Source organism: Rickettsia sp. MEAM1 (Bemisia tabaci) (assembly GCF_002285905.1).
In the GTDB taxonomy this organism is placed as follows: Bacteria; Pseudomonadota; Alphaproteobacteria; order Rickettsiales; family Rickettsiaceae; genus Rickettsia.
The window spans coordinates 377,108-395,960 of sequence record NZ_CP016305.1; the positions used below are offsets into that span (position 1 = coordinate 377,108).

Here is an 18,853-nt window from a genome sequence, read left to right on the forward strand (position 1 = left end):
TTATTTTGTTATAGTTATATTGTAAATTCAAAGTCACACTATGAAATTGCAAGGATGATAGAAAGAAGTTATTACTTAGAATATATCAAAGACTCTTTTGATATATTCCCTATATGTGCCATTCTTGGACCAAGACAGTGCGGGAAAACTACCTTAGCACATAGCTATCAAACAACTTAATGATAAAAATTATTTTTTTGACTTAGAAGATCCATCCCATTTAGATCAACTTAAAAATCCTAAAGCAACTCTAGACCCACTAGATGGATTAATAGTTATCGATGAAATTCAAAGGCAGCCAGAACTTTTCCCTTATTTACGTATTCTTGCTGATTATTCAAATTAAGAAATTTCTAATACTAGGTAGTGCATCGGCACGGCACCGTCAAGTTAAGTAAATTAGTGTCACAAAGTACTATATTTTTAGATTTCAGACAGCAAGAAGTCTTTGAGTAGCTTCATCCCAAATGGATTTAGCGGACGCAAATGCAATTCTTTGCTCAGATGCTGTTTTAGTATATCTTCCAACATTTACAGCAAATATATTTCTGACTTTTCCCATCAGTGATAATGTACATTGTGCTGAATTAGGATGCTTAAATTTAATCAGTATCTTCTCTTTTCTCCTAGTTGGCTGATGGGCATTCTCAATCCGATTATTTAGTCTTTTATCGGTACGATGCTTAGTCCTAGGACACATATACCTAACTGGTTTAATGTAGCTTTTTAGCTTATCAGTCACAATAACCCTTGGACATGGATAATTACCCAATAATCTTGATAAAAAGCGAATAGCTGATTTCTTGTTACGACGCTTCTGCAGTAATACTTCTAATTCATGTCCCTCAGAGTCAACAGCTCTCCATAATATGAATACTTCACCTTTGATCTTGATATTCATCTCATCCAAATGCCATTTATCAGTTGGCTTTCGCTCTCTCTTACTAATAACATCTTGAAAATAAACTACAAACTTATAACACCAAAACCTTACAGTCTCATGACTTAATATAATACCTCGATAAGCCATCTGCTCTTGAACATCTCGGTAACTATTATTAAAGCGATGATATAACCATACTGTATGGCTAATAATGCTTGCTGGAAAACGATGTCTATTCGGGGCTTGAGTAATATGCATAGCGGTAAAATCTAGGATAAATTGTTACTGCTATTCTATAAATCATTCCCTGTAATTGCTCAATACTTAATTTATACCTCCCTTAACTTGACGGTGCCGTATATACTATATTTTTATAATTTAGTTTTATTGCAGTAAATAAAGCTGCATGGTCATCGTCAACATTCACAATAACATCTATAACTTTTTTAGGAAATTCTTTTTGTAAAGTTTCAAGCATATGATCAACTACTAACATACCATAATATTTTACACTGCTTTCAGAATTTGTTAATATATACTCACCTTGTGCAGAAGATAAAAAATCTCGTGCATCTTCCAAATTTTCCACCTTATAAACTACACTCATTTCATTATCTCTTTTAATTTTATTTATCCACCACGGGATGACATGGTTGGAACAAGACCTATGCATGAATAACCGGCACCGTCAAGTTAAGTAAATTAGTGTCACAAAGTACTATATTTTTAGATTTCAGACAGCAAGAAGTCTTTGAGTAGGTTCATCCCAAATGGATTTAGCGGACGCAAATGCAATTCTTTGCTCAGATGCTGTTTTAGTATATCTTCCAACATTTACAGCAAATATATTTCTGACTTTTCCCATCAGTGATAATGTACATTGTGCTGAATTAGGATGCTTAAATTTAATCAGTATCTTCTCTTTTCTCCTAGTTGGCTGATGGGCATTCTCAATCCGATTATTTAGTCTTTTATCGGTACGATGCTTAGTCCTAGGACACATATACCTAACTGGTTTAATGTAGCTTTTTAGCTTATCAGTCACAATAACCCTTGGACATGGATAATTACCCAATAATCTTGATAAAAAGCGAATAGCTGATTTCTTGTTACGACGCTTCTGCAGTAATACTTCTAATTCATGTCCCTCAGAGTCAACAGCTCTCCATAATATGAATACTTCACCTTTGATCTTGATATTCATCTCATCCAAATGCCATTTATCAGTTGGCTTTCGCTCTCTCTTACTAATAACATCTTGAAAATAAACTACAAACTTATAACACCAAAACCTTACAGTCTCATGACTTAATATAATACCTCGATAAGCCATCTGCTCTTGAACATCTCGGTAACTATTATTAAAGCGATGATATAACCATACTGTATGGCTAATAATGCTTGCTGGAAAACGATGTCTATTCGGGGCTTGAGTAATATGCATAGCGGTAAAATCTAGGATAAATTGTTACTGCTATTCTATAAATCATTCCCTGTAATTGCTCAATACTTAATTTATACCTCCCTTAACTTGACGGTGCCTCCTATAGTACCGGACAGTTTTTATTCTATGTCATTCCCGCGTAGGCGGGAATCCAGCATAAAGCGAGACAAAGCGAGCTTTTAGCTTTAGAAACTTGTTGTGTTTATACTTTTTTTCTGGATTCCCGCTTTTGCGGGAATGACATATAAGGCATTTTCCAAGCCATACAACAAAGCCTGCAGTCGCTCGCAATGACGGTGCTGGACAAGTCGCGGTATGACAAGGTTAATTTTACTCCCCCTGTGCTAAGCTATAGCCAGCTGCTCCATCAAACTCAAAAAGGTTTTCTACTTTGATGAAGTCGATATTTGCCTTGCTTAAGGTCTCAAGTAATTTTGTTATATCTAAATGCTTTAATTCTTTTCCATCTTTAGCCATAAAACGACAACACCAATGATCGGATATGGTCTCGAATCTTGTATCACGAGGCCATAATTTCAGTCCTTTAGAAGAGATTGTTTTCAGCTCAAAATTACCAATATCAAGCTTATTTACCTTATCAGCTATATCATGAGCAGAAGCAACATTCATACCTACAAATATATCCGTGCCGACTAATTTTTTCGATTCTTTAGTATTAATTTTATATGTGGTATTACTTTTCTGCTTTTTAGTAACTAACGGATAATCTGCTTTAGCTAATTTCTCTGGCTTCTGACCTAGCCTTTTTACTACCTCTTCAGCAAATTCTTTTGTGCCGACCTTTTTAGTAGAATGGTCTTTATTATATATATCTGCCGTATGCATGCCGTCTTCTATATTCTTCTTCCAAGCATTTTCGATTAGAGTGGCAATATCACCCTGCCCTATATGCACTAACATCATTATAGCAGCATTTAATAGCCCTGATGGGTTTGCGATGTCTTGACCTGCAATATCAGGAGCACTTCCGTGTACTGCTTCAAACATTGCATAATGCTCTCCGATATTGGCAGAACCAGCTAAGCCTACCGAGCCTGAAATTTCAGCAGCTACATCAGAAATGATATCGCCATAAAGATTAGAAGTTACGATAACGTCAAATATTTCTGGTTTGGTCGCAAGCCTTGCAGTGCCGATATCGATAATATAATGCTCATTATTGATTTGCGGATATTCTTTGGCAATTTCATTAAATACTTTATGAAAAATCCCATCGGAAAATTTCATGATATTATCCTTACTTAAACAAGTAACTTTTTTACGATTATTTTTTACCGCATACTCAAAGGCATATCTGATAATTTTCTCGCAACCGGTACGGCTAATAAGCTTAACCGACTCATACATATTATGCGTCTGGCGGTATTCTATACTGGCATATAAATCTTCCTCATTCTCACGTATGATAGTTAGGTTTAGATTTGGATGCTGAGTTTTGGTAAATGGATAAAACGAAACAGAGGGGCGAATATTAGCAAAAAGCTGTAACGTCTTACGAATCGTAACATTTAGGCTTTTATATCCTCCTCCTTGCGGCGTAGTAATCGGAGCTTTAAGTATAATTCTGGTACGTTCTATCGACTCCCAACTTTGTTCACTTATACCTGAACTATAGTGCTTTACATAGAGTTTTTCCCCTACTTCTATAGTCTCTAAACGGATTCGTGCTTCAGCTTTACGTAATATATAAAGCACGGCTTCCATTATTTCAGGACCTATACCATCCCCATATGCAATTGTAATCGGTGTAAATTCTGCCATATTGATACTTATTAATAATTATAATTGATTTGGACTTCTTTTAATCTCTCATTCAATATAAAAGTTACTTCAGAAGTTATATTTAAATTATCTTTTGCATATAAAATTTGAGCACTTGGAATGACTAAATTAACGCTATATTTTTCTGCAAGCTCACTAATTATTGTAATCGTTAATTCATGAATTTTACTCATAGCTTCAGCATGAGCTTGCTCAAGTCTTGCTTTTTTACTCTGAATTTCTTTTTTTACTTCAGTAACTTTTTCATAAAATTCGCTTACTTTCTTTTCAAACTCATCTTCACTTAAAGAAGAACGTTCTTTCATCACTCTTTCTTCCATAGGCTTAAATTCTGCTTCTTTTGTGTTAATATCTTCTTGAATTTTTTGATTAATTTTTTCAACTTTATTACGCAAATTTTTTATAGCCATTGACCCTTCTAAAATCGATTGAACATCAACAATAGCCACTCTAACTTTAAAATTATCTTCTTTATTTGGCAACTCTGCCTGAACAAAATATGAAAAACTTATTATTAAAAGCAACCCTAATAATCTATACTGCACGATATAACTCTGTTTATTTGTTGGTTAGGAGATTATGTATCTGTCATCCCGTGGCTTCTATGTCATTCCTGCGAAAGCAGGAATCCAATATAAAGCGAGATAAATTGAGCTTTTAATTTTAAAAATTTGCTGTATTTATGCTTTTTTTCCTGGATTCCTGCTTTCGCAGGAATGACATATAGGACATTTTTTAATCCACGCAGGCAATACCACCACGGGATGACACTACTATATATAAAACTCCACTAATCAAGAATAAATAACATAATATGATTTGTCTAGTCTGAATGTTCTGCTAACATTGGCACATCCTGCTGCCATTCAGATGGATCTATGGATAGATTTAAGGGTAGAGAATATAATAATAAGTTAGAAGGGCACCGTCAAGTTAAGGGAGGTATAAATTAAGTATTGAGCAATTACAGGGAATGATTTATAGAATAGCAGTAACAATTTATCCTAGATTTTACCGCTATGCATATTACTCAAGGGCACCGTCAAGTTAAGTAAATTAGTGTCACAAAGTACTATATTTTTAGATTTCAGACAGCAAGAAGTCTTTGAGTAGCTTCATCCCAAATGGATTTAGCGGACGCAAATGCAATTCTTTGCTCAGATGCTGTTTTAGTATATCTTCCAACATTTACAGCAAATATATTTCTGACTTTTCCCATCAGTGATAATGTACATTGTGCTGAATTAGGATGCTTAAATTTAATCAGTATCTTCTCTTTTCTCCTAGTTGGCTGATGGGCATTCTCAATCCGATTATTTAGTCTTTTATCGGTACGATGCTTAGTCCTAGGACACATATACCTAACTGGTTTAATGTAGCTTTTTAGCTTATCAGTCACAATAACCCTTGGACATGGATAATTACCCAATAATCTTGATAAAAAGCGAATAGCTGATTTCTTGTTACGACGCTTCTGCAGTAATACTTCTAATTCATGTCCCTCAGAGTCAACAGCTCTCCATAATATGAATACTTCACCTTTGATCTTGATATTCATCTCATCCAAATGCCATTTATCAGTTGGCTTTCGCTCTCTCTTACTAATAACATCTTGAAAATAAACTACAAACTTATAACACCAAAACCTTACAGTCTCATGACTTAATATAATACCTCGATAAGCCATCTGCTCTTGAACATCTCGGTAACTATTATTAAAGCGATGATATAACCATACTGTATGGCTAATAATGCTTGCTGGAAAACGATGTCTATTCGGGGCTTGAGTAATATGCATAGCGGTAAAATCTAGGATAAATTGTTACTGCTATTCTATAAATCATTCCCTGTAATTGCTCAATACTTAATTTATACCTCCCTTAACTTGACGGTGCCGTCTCATGACTTAATATAATACCTCGATAAGCCATCTGCTCTTGAACATCTCGGTAACTATTATTAAAGCGATGATATAACCATACTGTATGGCTAATAATGCTTGCTGGAAAACGATGTCTATTCGGGGCTTGAGTAATATGCATAGCGGTAAAATCTAGGATAAATTGTTACTGCTATTCTATAAATCATTCCCTGTAATTGCTCAATACTTAATTTATACCTCCCTTAACTTGACGGTGCCCTATGGTTTACCAAATGTTAAAGTATCAAAGGTATAATTATATTTCTTCTAAGCTCCATCTAGCTTTAGGACAGAAATTTAAAGGCGTAAATAACCCATTATTATAACGCTCAAGCCCAGCATAAGCAATCATCGCAGCATTATCCGTACATAGCGTTGTGGGCGGGTAAATAAGCTTATAGCCATGTATTTTGGTAAGATTACTTAATATTTCTTGCAAATATTTATTAGCTGCTACTCCGCCGGCTATTACTATATTTCTATTAAAATCATTTGTTATTTGTTCATAAACTTTAATAGCTTCTAGTATTTTGTTGCTTAAAATTTCCCCTATCGTAAACTGAAAACTTGCTGCTATATCGTTAATTATAGTATCGTTAATCTCTTGTAAACTCATTATTAAAGTACGCACTGCCGTTTTAAGCCCTGAGAAAGACATATTACAATCACCGCTATTAATAATCGGTTTTGGGAGTTTATATTTGTAAGAATCGCCAAGCTTTGCCCTTTTTTCAATTTTAGGACCACCTGGGAAAGGCAAATCAAGCATCTTAGCTACTTTGTCAAAAGCCTCACCTACTGCATCGTCTATAGTACTACCAAGAATCTTATATTTTCCAAGCCCAAGTACTGCAACAAATTGACAATGCCCACCGGAAGCTAATAAAAGCAAATATGGATACGGGATATTATCGGTTAATCTTGCAGTTAATGCGTGTCCTTCTAAATGATTTACTGCAATAAAAGGCTTATTTAAAACGCTAGAAAGGGACTTTGCAAACATTGAGCCGACTATAACGCCGCCAATTAAGCCAGGTCCTGAAGTTGCAGCTATTGCCGTAATTTCATCTAAGCTAGTATTGCTCTCAAGTAAAGCCTGCTTCATAGCTTTTTCGAGATTAGTTAAATGAGAACGTGCGGCTATTTCCGGCACTACTCCTTTATAGTCTGCATGTTCTGTATTTTGTGATATAACTATATTCGATAAGATTTTCCTATCTTCAGTTATTATAGAAACACTAGTATCATCACAACTTGATTCAATGCCTAAAATTTTTTTCATTTTGGTTTTAGTAAAGAAGTCATTTTAAAGTTTTTATTTGCTTCAAAATCATTAATTGCTTGCTTTAATCTCTCAGCATTTTTAGGGCTTTTTAATAAATATAAAGTTTCTTTTCCAGCATTAGAATATTTATTTGATTTTATAGAATTTTTCATGATGCTAATATATATATAAATAAGTACTACGAAGTTCATCAAGTAGTAAAATCAAAATCTTTACCTAAGGCAATATACTCCCTAATACGGCTCATTAGGTTCTGAAAATATGTAAGATTATGCCAAGTCATTAGCATCGCTCCAAGTATTTCGCCTATTCTCACCAAGTGATGTAAATAGGCTTTACTATAATTTTGACAAGCAGGGCAAAGGCAATCAGTTTCCAAAGGCTCGTTATCTTCAGCATATTTACTATTGCGGATATTTACCGTGCCATATTTTGTGAAAGCCTGACCATTACGACCTGACCTAGTCGGGATTACGCAGTCAAACATATCTACCCCTCTGCTGACTGCTCCAATAATATCAGCAGGCTTTCCTACCCCCATCAAATATCTAGGTTTATTTTGCGGTAGGAAATCAGGGGCATAATCAAGAACTTTAAACATAAGCTCTTGTCCCTCCCCAACTGCAAGACCACCTATAGCATATCCTTCAAAATTAAGCTCTATTAAATCTTTAGCCGATTGCTTGCGTAACTCTTCGTAAGTGCTACCTTGAATAATACCGAACTGTGCATAACCATCTGGCTTAACAAATGCTTCTCTTGATCTATATGCCCATCTAGTTGTGAGCTGCATAGAGGTTTTTGCTTCTTCAAACGTTGCAGGGTAAGGCGTACATTCATCAAAAGCCATAGTAATAGTACTACCGAGTAAATGCTGTATTTCGGTAGAACGTTCAGGCGTCAGCAAATATTTATCACCATTAATATGCGAGTTAAAACTTACTCCCTCTTCCGTTATCTTACGCAACTTCGATAGAGACATTACTTGATAACCACCGGAATCGGTTAGTATTGGCTTATCCCAATTCATGAATTTATGCAAACCACCAAGGCGTGCGATACGCTCAGCACTTGGTTGTAGCATTAAGTGGTAGGTGTTACCAAGCAGAATATCAGCCCCTGTTTCGCCTACCGATTCAGGCAGCATTGCTTTAACAGTTCCTCTTGTTCCGACGGGCATAAAAGCAGGCGTACGAATTTCGCCATGAGCAGTAGTAATAACACCGCTTCTTGCTTTTTTATGTTGATGATTGATATTAAAGGAAAATTTTGACACTAATAACTGCCTTTTTATTTAAAGTATTAAAGACAGCATTTTAGCATAATATAGATTACAGATAAAGATTTATTGCCTGCGTGGGCACCGTCAAGTTATATATATTTTTTTAAGTTTTATGTCATTCCAGCGTAGGCGGGAATCCAGAAAAAAGTCTGTCATACCGCAGCTTGTACCTTAGGTATCTCAGGACACTTTCTATGGCACAAGATCCCGTGGACAAGCCACGGGATGACATACAGAATCTAAATTCCATAGTAACTGATTCGCCTCAGCAATTATATTCTTACCTACTAACTTCTTGATAAATACTAATTTGTTATCAGGTTTAATTTTTGCGTTAGCAGTATAGGTACTGACAAATTTTAGAATTTTATCAGCCATATCAGCGTTTTTATAAAATTTAATGACAAAACCGTTATCGCCTGAATCTAGATTTTCAATGTTCAACTTAAAGCATAATAATTTTATTTTAACAATATCAAGTAAATTATTAAATTCAGTTGGCAGGCTGCCAAATCTATCTATCATTTCGTCTTTAAATTTTTCTACTTCTAGATCATCGTTTAGATTACCTATTCTTCTATATAAACCAAGCTTTAGAACTGAATCCGATACATAATTATCAGGAATAAACACCGATAAACCTAAATTAATAGTCGGGATGAAAGGCTGCTCGCCGCTTATCGGCTCATCTTTAAAAATAGCTATTTGCTCTTCTAGCATTTCCTGGTAAAGCTCTGTTCCAACTTCTCTAATTTGTCCTGATTGCTCTTCACCAATTAAATTACCGAAGCCCCGTAAATCCATATCATGACTTGCTATAGTAAAGCCTGAACCGAGAGCACAGCTATTCTGGATTATCTCTAAACGTCTTAGGCTATGCGGAGTCATTTTCTTATGACTTGGTAGTGTTAAGTAGGCATAACCTCGCATCTTACCTCGTCCAATTCTACCCCGTAACTGATATAATTGACTCAAGCCCAGCATATCGGCTTTATGGATAATCATAGTATTAGCGTCTTGTATGTCAATTCCTGACTCTATTATAGTTGTTGAGATTAATATATCGAATTTGCTGGCATAAAATTCGCTCATAATCTCATCAATTTTATTCGGTGACATTTTACCATGTGCTACTTTATAGCTTAATTCAGGGACGATTTGCTTTAACTGCTTTTCTATATCCTCTATATCGTTAATTCTCGGAACAACGAAAAAGCTTTTACCGCCCCTAAAATGCTCACGCAGTAATGCATCCCTGATAATAACAGGATCAAACGGCATAACAGAGGTGCGGACTTCCAGCCTATTTAGTGGAGGTGTTGCGATAATGCTTAGCTCCTTTAAGCTGGTCATTGACATTTGTAAGGTGCGAGGTATCGGAGTTGCAGACATTGCAAGCACGTGCGTAGAAGATTTTAGCGATTTAAGGAATTCCTTTTGACCAACCCCAAAATGCTGCTCTTCATCTATAATTAATAGTTTAAGATTACAAAATTTAGTAACTTTATGTAATAAAGAATGCGTACCTATTACTATGTTTATCTTACCGCTTTCAAGTTCCGATCTTACAATCTTTGCTTCTTTGGAGCTAACAACACTAGATAATTGCTTGATATTTAAGCCAAAATCTTTAAATCTTTCGGTAAATCTTGCAAAATGTTGGCTGCATAGGATAGTAGTTGGTACGACAACCGCCACTTGCGGTGAATTTTCGTTTAGGGATTTAGCAACCATAAAGGCAGCACGCATTGCTACTTCGGTTTTACCAAACCCAACATCTCCGCATATTAGCCTATCCATTAGCATGCCATTGCTTAAATCTTCTCTAATATCGTTTATTGCATTTAATTGATCTTCAGTTTCGGTAAAAGGAAATTTAGCACAAAATTTATCATATTCTTCAAGGTCAAATTCAATAGCAGCAGTGGTATTAAGTTTTCTCTTGGCAGCTATTTGCATTAAATGCAAGGCAATTTCCTTAATACGGTTTTTAAGTTTAGCTTTATTTTTTTGCCATGAGACGCTTCCGAGCTTATCAAGCTGGGCTACATCACTGCCATATTTCTTTATTACCTCAATATTTTCAACTGGTATATATAGCTTATCATTACCGGCGTAGAGAATCTTTAAGAAATCATGAAGTTTGCCTTTAATCTCTAAAGCTTCAAGCTTTAAGAATTGCCCTATACCATGATCTTTATGGACTATCAGCTCTCCCTCGGCTAAATGATCAAGCTCAAGTAAAATATTTTTGAGTTTTTTATTAGTGTTTGTAGTGATAACTTTTTCTTCTAATAGCTCGCTAGCTGCAATAAATAAATATTCAGGAGTAGAAAAGCTTTGATTTAAGGGTAATATGGCAATATTTATTGTACCAAGATTTGCCTCCTCTAAATATTCTATTTCATTATAACTATATTCATAGTTTTCGATTATACTTTTAACTCTTTCAAAGCTACTTAAAACGCTTGAGCCTATAATAATTTTCTTACGAGAATTAGCTTTAATAACTTCAAACAGCTTATCAAAAACAGTTTTCTTTTCTACAAAGCTTGCAGCCGCTATATTTTCAACTATGCTAGCCTGCTCGGAATTTTCATAACTAATTAGGATATTATTATCCTGCTCAAGTAATTCTATAGCTTCAAGAGAAGTAAAATATAGCTGGGAGGGTGAAAGAGTAGGGTAAAAGCTGTTAAATTTAAGCTTATTGGCATCTAGCCTTGCTTTGTAAAAATCGTTATAGCTATGCTCAAATTCTAAAATATCCTGCTTTGTTAGATTATCAAAGATAATGACCAGCTTGTTAAGATAATCTATTAAACCGGAATAGTCATCATAAAATAAAGGTAGTAACTGTTCATATCCTGAGAACTTTCTTCCGCTGGTTATTGCTTCATATAAAGGATTATCGGTATGGTTAACTCCAAAATTACGCAGGTAATTATCTTTAAAATTACTGATTGTTTCAGAATTTAAAACTATCTCATTTGCTGGACCAATAATTAGTTCGTTACAAGATTTAGTTGAGATTTGGGTATCAATATCAAATTGTTTGATAGACTCGACATAATCCCAGCTAAAATTAATTCTATAGCCTTTAGATTCAGGTAGTATTAAGTCAACAATCTCGCCTCTAACTGCAAATTCTCCAACATCAACAGTGCTTGCATTTCTTGTAAAGCTATTCTCTACCAAAAACTTACTAAGCTCGTTCGCACTTAGCTTCATTTTAGGAAATAGTTTTAGATAATATTTAGCAAAGAAATCCTTAGGCGGTAATTTATTCAATAAGTTCATTACGTGTGTAATAACTAATTTATTTCCTTTATTGGTCGTAAGTTTACTTAATGTTTCGGCTCGCTTAGATAAAATATTACAATTTGGTGACGTATGGTCATAAGGAATTGTATCATAGCTCGGAAAATAATATATATTTTCGCTTGGTAAAAAAAATAAAGCCTGCTTGTATAATTGCAATGCCTCCTCTTCATTGCTTGTAACTAAAATGAAATCTTGCTTAGAATTCTTTATAAAGCTATCAATTGTGAAGAAAGATTTAGCAGTAGATGGAAATTTTTGTTGTAACATGTATGATGGGAAATTATATTTTTATTATTTTGCGTAATTGCTCCATTATTTCGGCATCTAAATTAGAAGGAACGGAAGATTTATTAGTAATCCAATTATAAAGATCATTGTCATTTTGATCAAGTATTAAAGCATAGCTTAAAAGTTTTTCTTCCGCTATGAAAGGTAGATAAAGACTAGCAAAATTGCCTAATATATAATCCATTTCTTTGCAGCCACGATTTTTACTACGATAAAAAAGTTTCTTTTGTAAAGAGTTTTTATTTAATTTATTCATGTTATAAAATCTTGCAAAATTTTTTTATGATAATATTATTAAAACTATCAGAGACCAAGAATATTTTAAAAATATTTAAGGTTTTACGAAAGCTATACTATCTTAATAAATTCATCTTCGCATGAATAAAATCCAATAGTTTAAACATTTTTATTATATATAACAGCAATATAAGTAATAGGCAAAATATGTTAGTTCAAAATATCTGTTCTAAAGAAGCTTATAATATGCTGGTTTCAAATAATAATACTTTTCTTGTTGATGTTAGAACAGAAGAAGAATGGAAACATGTGGGTGTTCCGAGTTTGAGTAATAAAAATAATGTAATCTTTTTAAGCTGGCAGCTATCGCCTTTTATGGAGCTGAATAGAGATTTTAAAGATAAATTTTTATCTATTATTGATGATAAAATGTCTAACATTATATTTTTTTATGCAGATCAGGGCATAGATCATTAATGGCAGCAAATTTTATGGCTAATATAGGTTATAAAAATTGTTATAATATTATTGATGGTTTCGAAGGAAATCTTCAAAATAAAGGCTGGAAACAAAATAACTTACCGTGGCAGTTTTAAGTGAATACTAATCAAATAATTTTAACAAATCAAAATGATAATAGTGTAAATGTCTGGAGTAACGTAACCCAAGACCTTTATAACTATTACGGTGAGGCTTTATATAATAGCTGGTTTAGTAAGGTCAATTTTATAGAATCTTCACTAAATACTGTTATCCTTTGTGCTCCTACTAATTTTATTAGAGATTGGATAAAATCTAAATATTCTGTCGTTATATTGCAATTATTTCAGCATTATAATAATGCTATTAAAACAGTAGAAATAATTACTAAAGAATTGCCGGCATCTAATCAATCAACTCTTGAGTTGCCTACTAAAACTTTTGCCGATATTGGTAGTAGCGAGCTTAATTCAGAAAATATTTTCTCAACGCTTGATATACGTTTTACTTTCGATAATTTTGTTGTTGGTGCTCCGAATGAGCTTGCTTATGCTGCTGCAAGAGCAGTAGCCGAGTCCTCAAGTGCGGTTTCCGAATCTAATCCTCTTTTTCTATATGGCGGGGTAGGGCTTGGTAAAACCCATTTAATGCATGCAATTGGTTGGTACATAAAACAGAATAATCCAAGCCGTAAGGTTATATACATGTCGGCAGAAAAATTTATGTACCAATTTGTTAAGGCTTTGCGTAACAAAGAAGTAATGTCTTTTAAAGAGAAATTTCGCTCAGTTGATGTATTAATGATTGATGATATTCAATTTATTTGTGGTAAAGATAGTACGCAGGAAGAGTTCTTCCATACGTTCAATACGCTGATTGATAATAACCGTCAGATGGTTATTTCTTGCGATAGGTCGCCTTCCGATTTAGATGATATTGAAGACCGAATTAAATCTCGTTTAGGGTGGGGTTTAGTGGCAGACGTTCATAGCACTACTTATGAGTTACGTCTTGGTATTTTAGAGTCTAAAATTGAGCAGATGAACGTTAAAGTTCCAAAAGATGTAATTGATTTTTTAGCTTCTAAGATTGTTTCAAATGTAAGAGAGCTTGAGGGAGCATTAAATAAGGTTATTGCCCACTCTAACTTTACTGCAAAAGAAATAACACTCGAAAATACACAAAATATTTTAAGAGATTTGCTCCGTTCTAATGAAAGGATAATTACAGTTGAAGATATCCAGAAAAAAGTAGCTAATCGTTACAATATTAAATTATCTGATATGTCATCGCCAAGAAGAATGCGTACTATTGCAAGACCGCGTCAGATAGCTATGTATTTAAGTAAAATCCTCACCCCTAAAAGTCTAGTCGATATAGGTAAAAAATTCGGTAAAAAAGACCACACAACAGTTATGCATGCCATCAAAAAAGTAGAAGAGCTACTAGAAAGCGACTTAGAATTACGCGAAGAGATTAACCTAATGATGAAAATCTTGCAGAATTAGCTTATGTGTCATTGCGAGGATAAATGGGCTTTTGTTGTGCGACTCCGATGTCATTCCCGCGGCACCGTCAAGTTAAGTAAATTAGTGTCACAAAGTACTATATTTTTAGATTTCAGACAGCAAGAAGTCTTTGAGTAGCTTCATCCCAAATGGATTTAGCGGACGCAAATGCAATTCTTTGCTCAGATGCTGTTTTAGTATATCTTCCAACATTTACAGCAAATATATTTCTGACTTTTCCCATCAGTGATAATGTACATTGTGCTGAATTAGGATGCTTAAATTTAATCAGTATCTTCTCTTTTCTCCTAGTTGGCTGATGGGCATTCTCAATCCGATTATTTAGTCTTTTATCGGTACGATGCTTAGTCCTAGGACACATATACCTAACTGGTTTAATGTAGCTTTTTAGCTTATCAGTCACAATAACCCTTGGACATGGATAATTACCCAATAATCTTGATAAAAAGCGAATAGCTGATTTCTTGTTACGACGCTTCTGCAGTAATACTTCTAATTCATGTCCCTCAGAGTCAACAGCTCTCCATAATATGAATACTTCACCTTTGATCTTGATATTCATCTCATCCAAATGCCATTTATCAGTTGGCTTTCGCTCTCTCTTACTAATAACATCTTGAAAATAAACTACAAACTTATAACACCAAAACCTTACAGTCTCATGACTTAATATAATACCTCGATAAGCCATCTGCTCTTGAACATCTCGGTAACTATTATTAAAGCGATGATATAACCATACTGTATGGCTAATAATGCTTGCTGGAAAACGATGTCTATTCGGGGCTTGAGTAATATGCATAGCGGTAAAATCTAGGATAAATTGTTACTGCTATTCTATAAATCATTCCCTGTAATTGCTCAATACTTAATTTATACCTCCCTTAACTTGACGGTGCCCCACCAACTACTAAACATCTAAAACCATTATCAAAATTTTCTTTACCTTTATATAAAAAATGATTTAACTCTCCTAAAAACTCACCGCAAACATTAAGTAAACGTTCTTTTTCTTGATTTGGATCTCTAAATGGATGGGGATAATTTTGATAATGCTCTTCGACTTTGGCTAAATCTTTTGAAATTTTTGTAGAAGCATCTTTTATTTTTTTTAAAATTGCTCATAAACATCATTTTTAAGTTATTATTACATCTTTTATAATTAACTGAATAGTGTAATTATTTTGCCAATTATTTGTCTTTAATGTTCCTAATACTGAAATATTATGTGCTTTAGGACTAAGTAATACCTCTTCAAATGAAGTACCTAACGAATTAAAAGCAATAGCTTGTAATGCTTTACTACTGGAACTTTTTTTATTCGGAGCAAACAAGCATCTAATATGCTTACTTCCCACTATATCCGCTTTTAATACAAATAAATTATCAAATTTAAATATAGGTTCATAATTACCTTGACCAAAAGGCTCCAAAGTACTTAATTCCTCCATTAAAGGTAAGTGGACGCTACTAAGACTTAAATCAAGATCATATTCTGCTTGCTTATAATTTTCTAGTCTATTTAGACTAATTCTAAAAGCATTATTTAAAAATTCTTGTAATTCTTGTATTTTTTCGGCAACTACTGTAAAACCTGCTGCCATGACGTGTCCTCCGCCTGTAATTAGTAAATCTTTGACTTTAGCATTAATAATCTCAGCACCAAAATCAATACCTAAAATAGAGCGACATGATGCTTTACCAATTCCGTCATTTAGGGCTATAACTGCTACTGGCTTATCAAACTTCTCTTTAAGTCTTCCTGCAACAATACCTATAACACCGGGATGCCATCCTTCTTTAACAATAAATAATAAACTATTATCTTGCTGTGTCTTAGCCATTTCCATTGCTTCTTCTATCATCAGCATTTCAATGACTTTACGTTCATTATTATGCTTCTCAAGCTCCTCAGCTAATTTAAGAGCTTCATTAGAGCAATTGGTAGATAATAGATTAGCACCTAAACTTGATTTTCCTACTCTACCGCCAGCATTAATACGCGGACCTAAAATAAAACCTAAATGATAACATTTTGGGATTTCATTAAGCCCTGCCATATCATATAACGTTTTAATGCCGATATTTTGCCTTTGATGCATTATTTTTAAGCCGCTCGATACAAAAGCACGGTTTAACCCAATAAGCTTTACCATATCGCACACAGTACCAAGAGCCACCAAATCCAAATATTTCATCAAATTAGGCGGAAGAGTTTTCTCAAAATAATTTTGCTTCTTTAAATCTGATAATATCCCAGTTGCAAATAAAAAAGCAACCCCTACAGCTGCAAGATGTTTACACTCACTTGTCTCATCAACACGATTCGGATTCACTATAGCTACCGCTTCAGGTAATATTTCAGTAGCTATATGATGATCAATAACGATTACGTCAAGCCCTACATCCTTTGCGTATTTCAAGGCTTCATGAGCCATCGCACCACAATCAACTGTTATTAATAATTCAGTGCCGTTATCTTTAATTTTTTGCATAGCAGAAGGAGTAGGACCGTACCCTTCAGCTATACGATCAGGGACATAAATATCACAAACAATATTTAAATCTTTGAAAACATTTTTAAGTAATGCTGACGAAGTAGCACCATCGACGTCATAATCGGCAAATATACATATTTTTTGCTTATTTAAGATAGCTTTAATAGCTCTATCTACTGCCTTTTGCATATCAAGTAGATGGAAAGGATCAGGAAGCAAATTCTTGATTTTCGGCATTAAAAAATCTTCTGCCTTAGCTATATCATCAATCCTTAAAGATATCATTCTAGCAAGCAAATCACTGATTTTAAAACTACGGCATAATTCTATGACTATTTCCTCGTTAACGCTTCTACGCTGCCATATTTTACCATTTATAGATGCTTGCGATTTCATTAATTACCTAAATTGTTTAAACGTTTCCATATGATGTTATATAATTACACAACAAAAATCATCATTTTTACCCATACAATCAAACGTACCACAATCACTTTCCTTTTCTGAATCTAAAATTTTTGTTTGACTATTATTATCACTATCCTTGTGCTCTTTTAATGAGTCTGTATCAGCAGTGATACTAATTATTTCTAAATCTTCATCATTATACTTATCTTTTTTCTTTTCTATTTCATTTAACAAGTTTAATTCATTACTATTTAAACTGTTATTAGAATCAGCTTTTTCTATTCTTACATTTCCAATTGACACGCTAGACATTCTACCTTGAGGATCATATGTATATATCGTTATATCACTTTCATCTTTATCCATACTTCACCTCATTATAGATTTGTTCTATTTTTCATATAATTTTAGAACTAAATTCTTGACTCATTCGAGCTAAAACTAAACAACCCTCAGCTATAAGCTGAGGGGTTATAAAGTGGAATCGATTAGAAATCGATCATCATTCACAGGTTCACCTTCCTGTTCATCAATATAGTGCTGTATCATTTCATCAGTTATATTACCTGAACTAACTGCCATATAGCCCCTAGCCCACAAATGATTGCCCCAAAATTGTTTTCGTAAATGAGTAAATTCTTGCAATAAAATTCTTGAGCTAATGCCTTTTAAATACTGTACTAACTTGCTAAGAGATATTTGCGGCTTATATGAGATAAACATATGTACGTGATCACATGATATTTTCCCTGAAATTATATGTACTTCATGTTCCATACAAATCTGCCTCAGTAAATCTCTAGTCCTTTCCGATACTTTGCCTATCAATATTCTCTTCCTATATTTTGGTATCCATATAAGATGCACTTTTAAATCATACTGACTATGACTATTCTTTCTATAACTTCTCATATTTCTTGATATAAATTCATTGCTAAAGCAATTTCATTATATCTTCCCTTCGCCTAAAGGCGAGGGATTTTTGATCCCCGAAGGGGGACATTAAATGGCTTTCCTCTTCCATGTCTAAATAATTTATATTTAGACAATTATCATTTTCTATTTTTTTTATTTTTTGTTCTCTTAAGTGCTTCTTATAAGCATTAATATCTCCTTTACCATTATAAATAAATCTGGTATTTTTTGCTGTCTTTTCTTTGGCATACTTATCATAAGCTTTAACATTTACCTTACCGTCTTCATCTATGAATCCAGCATTTTTTGCAGTTTGTTCTAATATATATTTATTATAAGTTTTTATATCAGCTTCGCCATCTTTATCTATAAATCCAGCTTTCTTTGCTGATTTCTCTTCTCTGTAACCTGCATAGGCTGATAAAAGTTCTTCTTTATTATCAGAATTTTTAAAACCAAGTTTTTCTGCTTTAAACTGTAATCTTCTAATTTCTAATCTTTCTTTTGCTAACTCTTTGCTTGTTTTATTCTGAGATTCTTTCAATAGTTTACGTTT

At 33.8% G+C, this 18,853-nt stretch carries 19 protein-coding genes and 3 pseudogenes; 4 read left to right on the forward strand and 18 right to left on the reverse strand.

Going from position 1 to position 18,853, the window contains the following annotated elements; all coding sequences use genetic code 11:
- Positions 1-54: 54 nt before the first annotated feature.
- A pseudogene (locus tag BA173_RS08890) lies at positions 55-374 on the forward strand (AAA family ATPase); the annotation flags it as partial.
- A gap of 56 nt (positions 375-430) precedes the next feature.
- On the opposite strand, the gene BA173_RS02005 reads toward BA173_RS08890, so the two are convergent.
- The 3 genes from BA173_RS02005 to BA173_RS02015 form a co-directional block, all read right to left on the reverse strand.
- Positions 431-1,141: an IS6 family transposase gene (locus tag BA173_RS02005; protein WP_095568243.1), complete on the reverse strand. Its 711-nt coding sequence runs from the start codon at positions 1,139-1,141 to the stop codon at positions 431-433.
- An 82-nt stretch (positions 1,142-1,223) separates the two neighbouring features.
- Entirely contained in the window at positions 1,224-1,490 is a 267-nt protein-coding gene (locus BA173_RS02010) for a hypothetical protein (protein WP_068042217.1), read from the reverse strand.
- Between the two features lie 126 nt (positions 1,491-1,616).
- Positions 1,617-2,327: an IS6 family transposase gene (locus BA173_RS02015; protein ID WP_095568266.1), complete on the reverse strand. Its 711-nt coding sequence runs from the start codon at positions 2,325-2,327 to the stop codon at positions 1,617-1,619.
- A 21-nt stretch (positions 2,328-2,348) separates the two neighbouring features.
- Between BA173_RS02015 and BA173_RS07655 the strand changes: the two genes are divergently transcribed.
- Entirely contained in the window at positions 2,349-2,510 is a 162-nt protein-coding gene (locus BA173_RS07655) for a hypothetical protein (RefSeq protein WP_157738043.1), read from the forward strand.
- Positions 2,511-2,657: 147 nt separating this feature from the next.
- On the opposite strand, the gene BA173_RS02020 is transcribed toward BA173_RS07655, so the two are convergent.
- The 9 genes from BA173_RS02020 to BA173_RS02055 all read right to left on the reverse strand — a co-directional run bounded on the left by BA173_RS02020 (position 2,658) and on the right by BA173_RS02055 (position 12,486).
- On the reverse strand, positions 2,658-4,109 hold the full coding sequence (locus tag BA173_RS02020; RefSeq protein WP_016947708.1) for an NADP-dependent isocitrate dehydrogenase: 1,452 nt from the start codon (positions 4,107-4,109) through the stop codon (positions 2,658-2,660).
- Between the two features lie 11 nt (positions 4,110-4,120).
- Complete coding sequence (locus BA173_RS02025; RefSeq protein WP_016947707.1) at positions 4,121-4,675, reverse strand: OmpH family outer membrane protein; 555 nt, start codon at positions 4,673-4,675, stop codon at positions 4,121-4,123.
- A gap of 542 nt (positions 4,676-5,217) precedes the next feature.
- Positions 5,218-5,928, reverse strand: a complete 711-nt coding sequence (locus BA173_RS02030; RefSeq protein ID WP_095568243.1) for an IS6 family transposase — start codon at positions 5,926-5,928, stop codon at positions 5,218-5,220.
- Between the two features lie 82 nt (positions 5,929-6,010).
- Positions 6,011-6,172 (reverse strand): hypothetical protein, encoded by a 162-nt coding sequence (locus BA173_RS07660; protein ID WP_157738045.1) that lies wholly within the window; start codon positions 6,170-6,172, stop codon positions 6,011-6,013.
- Between the two features lie 135 nt (positions 6,173-6,307).
- Positions 6,308-7,333 carry a tRNA (adenosine(37)-N6)-threonylcarbamoyltransferase complex transferase subunit TsaD gene (gene tsaD / locus BA173_RS02035; protein WP_016947715.1) on the reverse strand — a complete coding sequence of 342 codons (1,026 nt, stop codon included), beginning with the start codon at positions 7,331-7,333 and terminating at the stop codon, positions 6,308-6,310.
- On the reverse strand, positions 7,330-7,488 hold the full coding sequence (locus tag BA173_RS08130; protein WP_179852184.1) for a hypothetical protein: 159 nt from the start codon (positions 7,486-7,488) through the stop codon (positions 7,330-7,332). Before BA173_RS08130 ends, tsaD begins: the two co-directional genes overlap by 4 nt.
- Before the next feature lie 38 nt (positions 7,489-7,526).
- Positions 7,527-8,612, reverse strand: coding sequence for a tRNA guanosine(34) transglycosylase Tgt (gene tgt, locus BA173_RS02045; protein ID WP_016947713.1), 1,086 nt, complete (start codon positions 8,610-8,612; stop codon positions 7,527-7,529).
- 198 nt (positions 8,613-8,810) lie between these two features.
- On the reverse strand, positions 8,811-12,209 hold the full coding sequence (gene mfd, locus BA173_RS02050; protein WP_068041670.1) for a transcription-repair coupling factor: 3,399 nt from the start codon (positions 12,207-12,209) through the stop codon (positions 8,811-8,813).
- A 13-nt stretch (positions 12,210-12,222) separates the two neighbouring features.
- Positions 12,223-12,486, reverse strand: a complete 264-nt coding sequence (locus BA173_RS02055) for a succinate dehydrogenase assembly factor 2 (RefSeq protein WP_016947671.1) — start codon at positions 12,484-12,486, stop codon at positions 12,223-12,225.
- A gap of 188 nt (positions 12,487-12,674) precedes the next feature.
- Between BA173_RS02055 and BA173_RS02060 the strand changes: the two are divergent.
- Positions 12,675-13,063: pseudogene (locus tag BA173_RS02060) on the forward strand (rhodanese-like domain-containing protein).
- Positions 13,064-14,455, forward strand: a complete 1,392-nt coding sequence (dnaA, locus tag BA173_RS02070) for a chromosomal replication initiator protein DnaA (RefSeq protein WP_016947672.1) — start codon at positions 13,064-13,066, stop codon at positions 14,453-14,455.
- Between the two features lie 112 nt (positions 14,456-14,567).
- Here the strand turns inward: dnaA and BA173_RS02075 are convergent, their stop codons facing one another.
- The 6 genes and pseudogenes from BA173_RS02075 to BA173_RS02100 form a co-directional block, all read right to left on the reverse strand.
- Positions 14,568-15,278, reverse strand: coding sequence for an IS6 family transposase (locus BA173_RS02075; RefSeq protein WP_095568243.1), 711 nt, complete (start codon positions 15,276-15,278; stop codon positions 14,568-14,570).
- Between the two features lie 97 nt (positions 15,279-15,375).
- Positions 15,376-15,601, reverse strand: a pseudogene (locus BA173_RS02080) (class I SAM-dependent methyltransferase); the annotation flags it as partial.
- Between the two features lie 11 nt (positions 15,602-15,612).
- Positions 15,613-17,370: a single-stranded-DNA-specific exonuclease RecJ gene (recJ, locus tag BA173_RS02085; RefSeq protein WP_016947734.1), complete on the reverse strand. Its 1,758-nt coding sequence runs from the start codon at positions 17,368-17,370 to the stop codon at positions 15,613-15,615.
- 36 nt (positions 17,371-17,406) lie between these two features.
- Positions 17,407-17,748 (reverse strand): hypothetical protein, encoded by a 342-nt coding sequence (locus BA173_RS02090; protein ID WP_016947735.1) that lies wholly within the window; start codon positions 17,746-17,748, stop codon positions 17,407-17,409.
- Between the two features lie 105 nt (positions 17,749-17,853).
- Positions 17,854-18,294: an IS200/IS605 family transposase gene (tnpA, locus tag BA173_RS02095; protein WP_095568239.1), complete on the reverse strand. Its 441-nt coding sequence runs from the start codon at positions 18,292-18,294 to the stop codon at positions 17,854-17,856.
- Between the two features lie 22 nt (positions 18,295-18,316).
- Positions 18,317-18,841 carry a hypothetical protein gene (locus tag BA173_RS02100; RefSeq protein WP_232505959.1) on the reverse strand — a complete coding sequence of 175 codons (525 nt, stop codon included), beginning with the start codon at positions 18,839-18,841 and terminating at the stop codon, positions 18,317-18,319.
- Between the last annotated feature and the right edge of the window lie 12 nt (positions 18,842-18,853).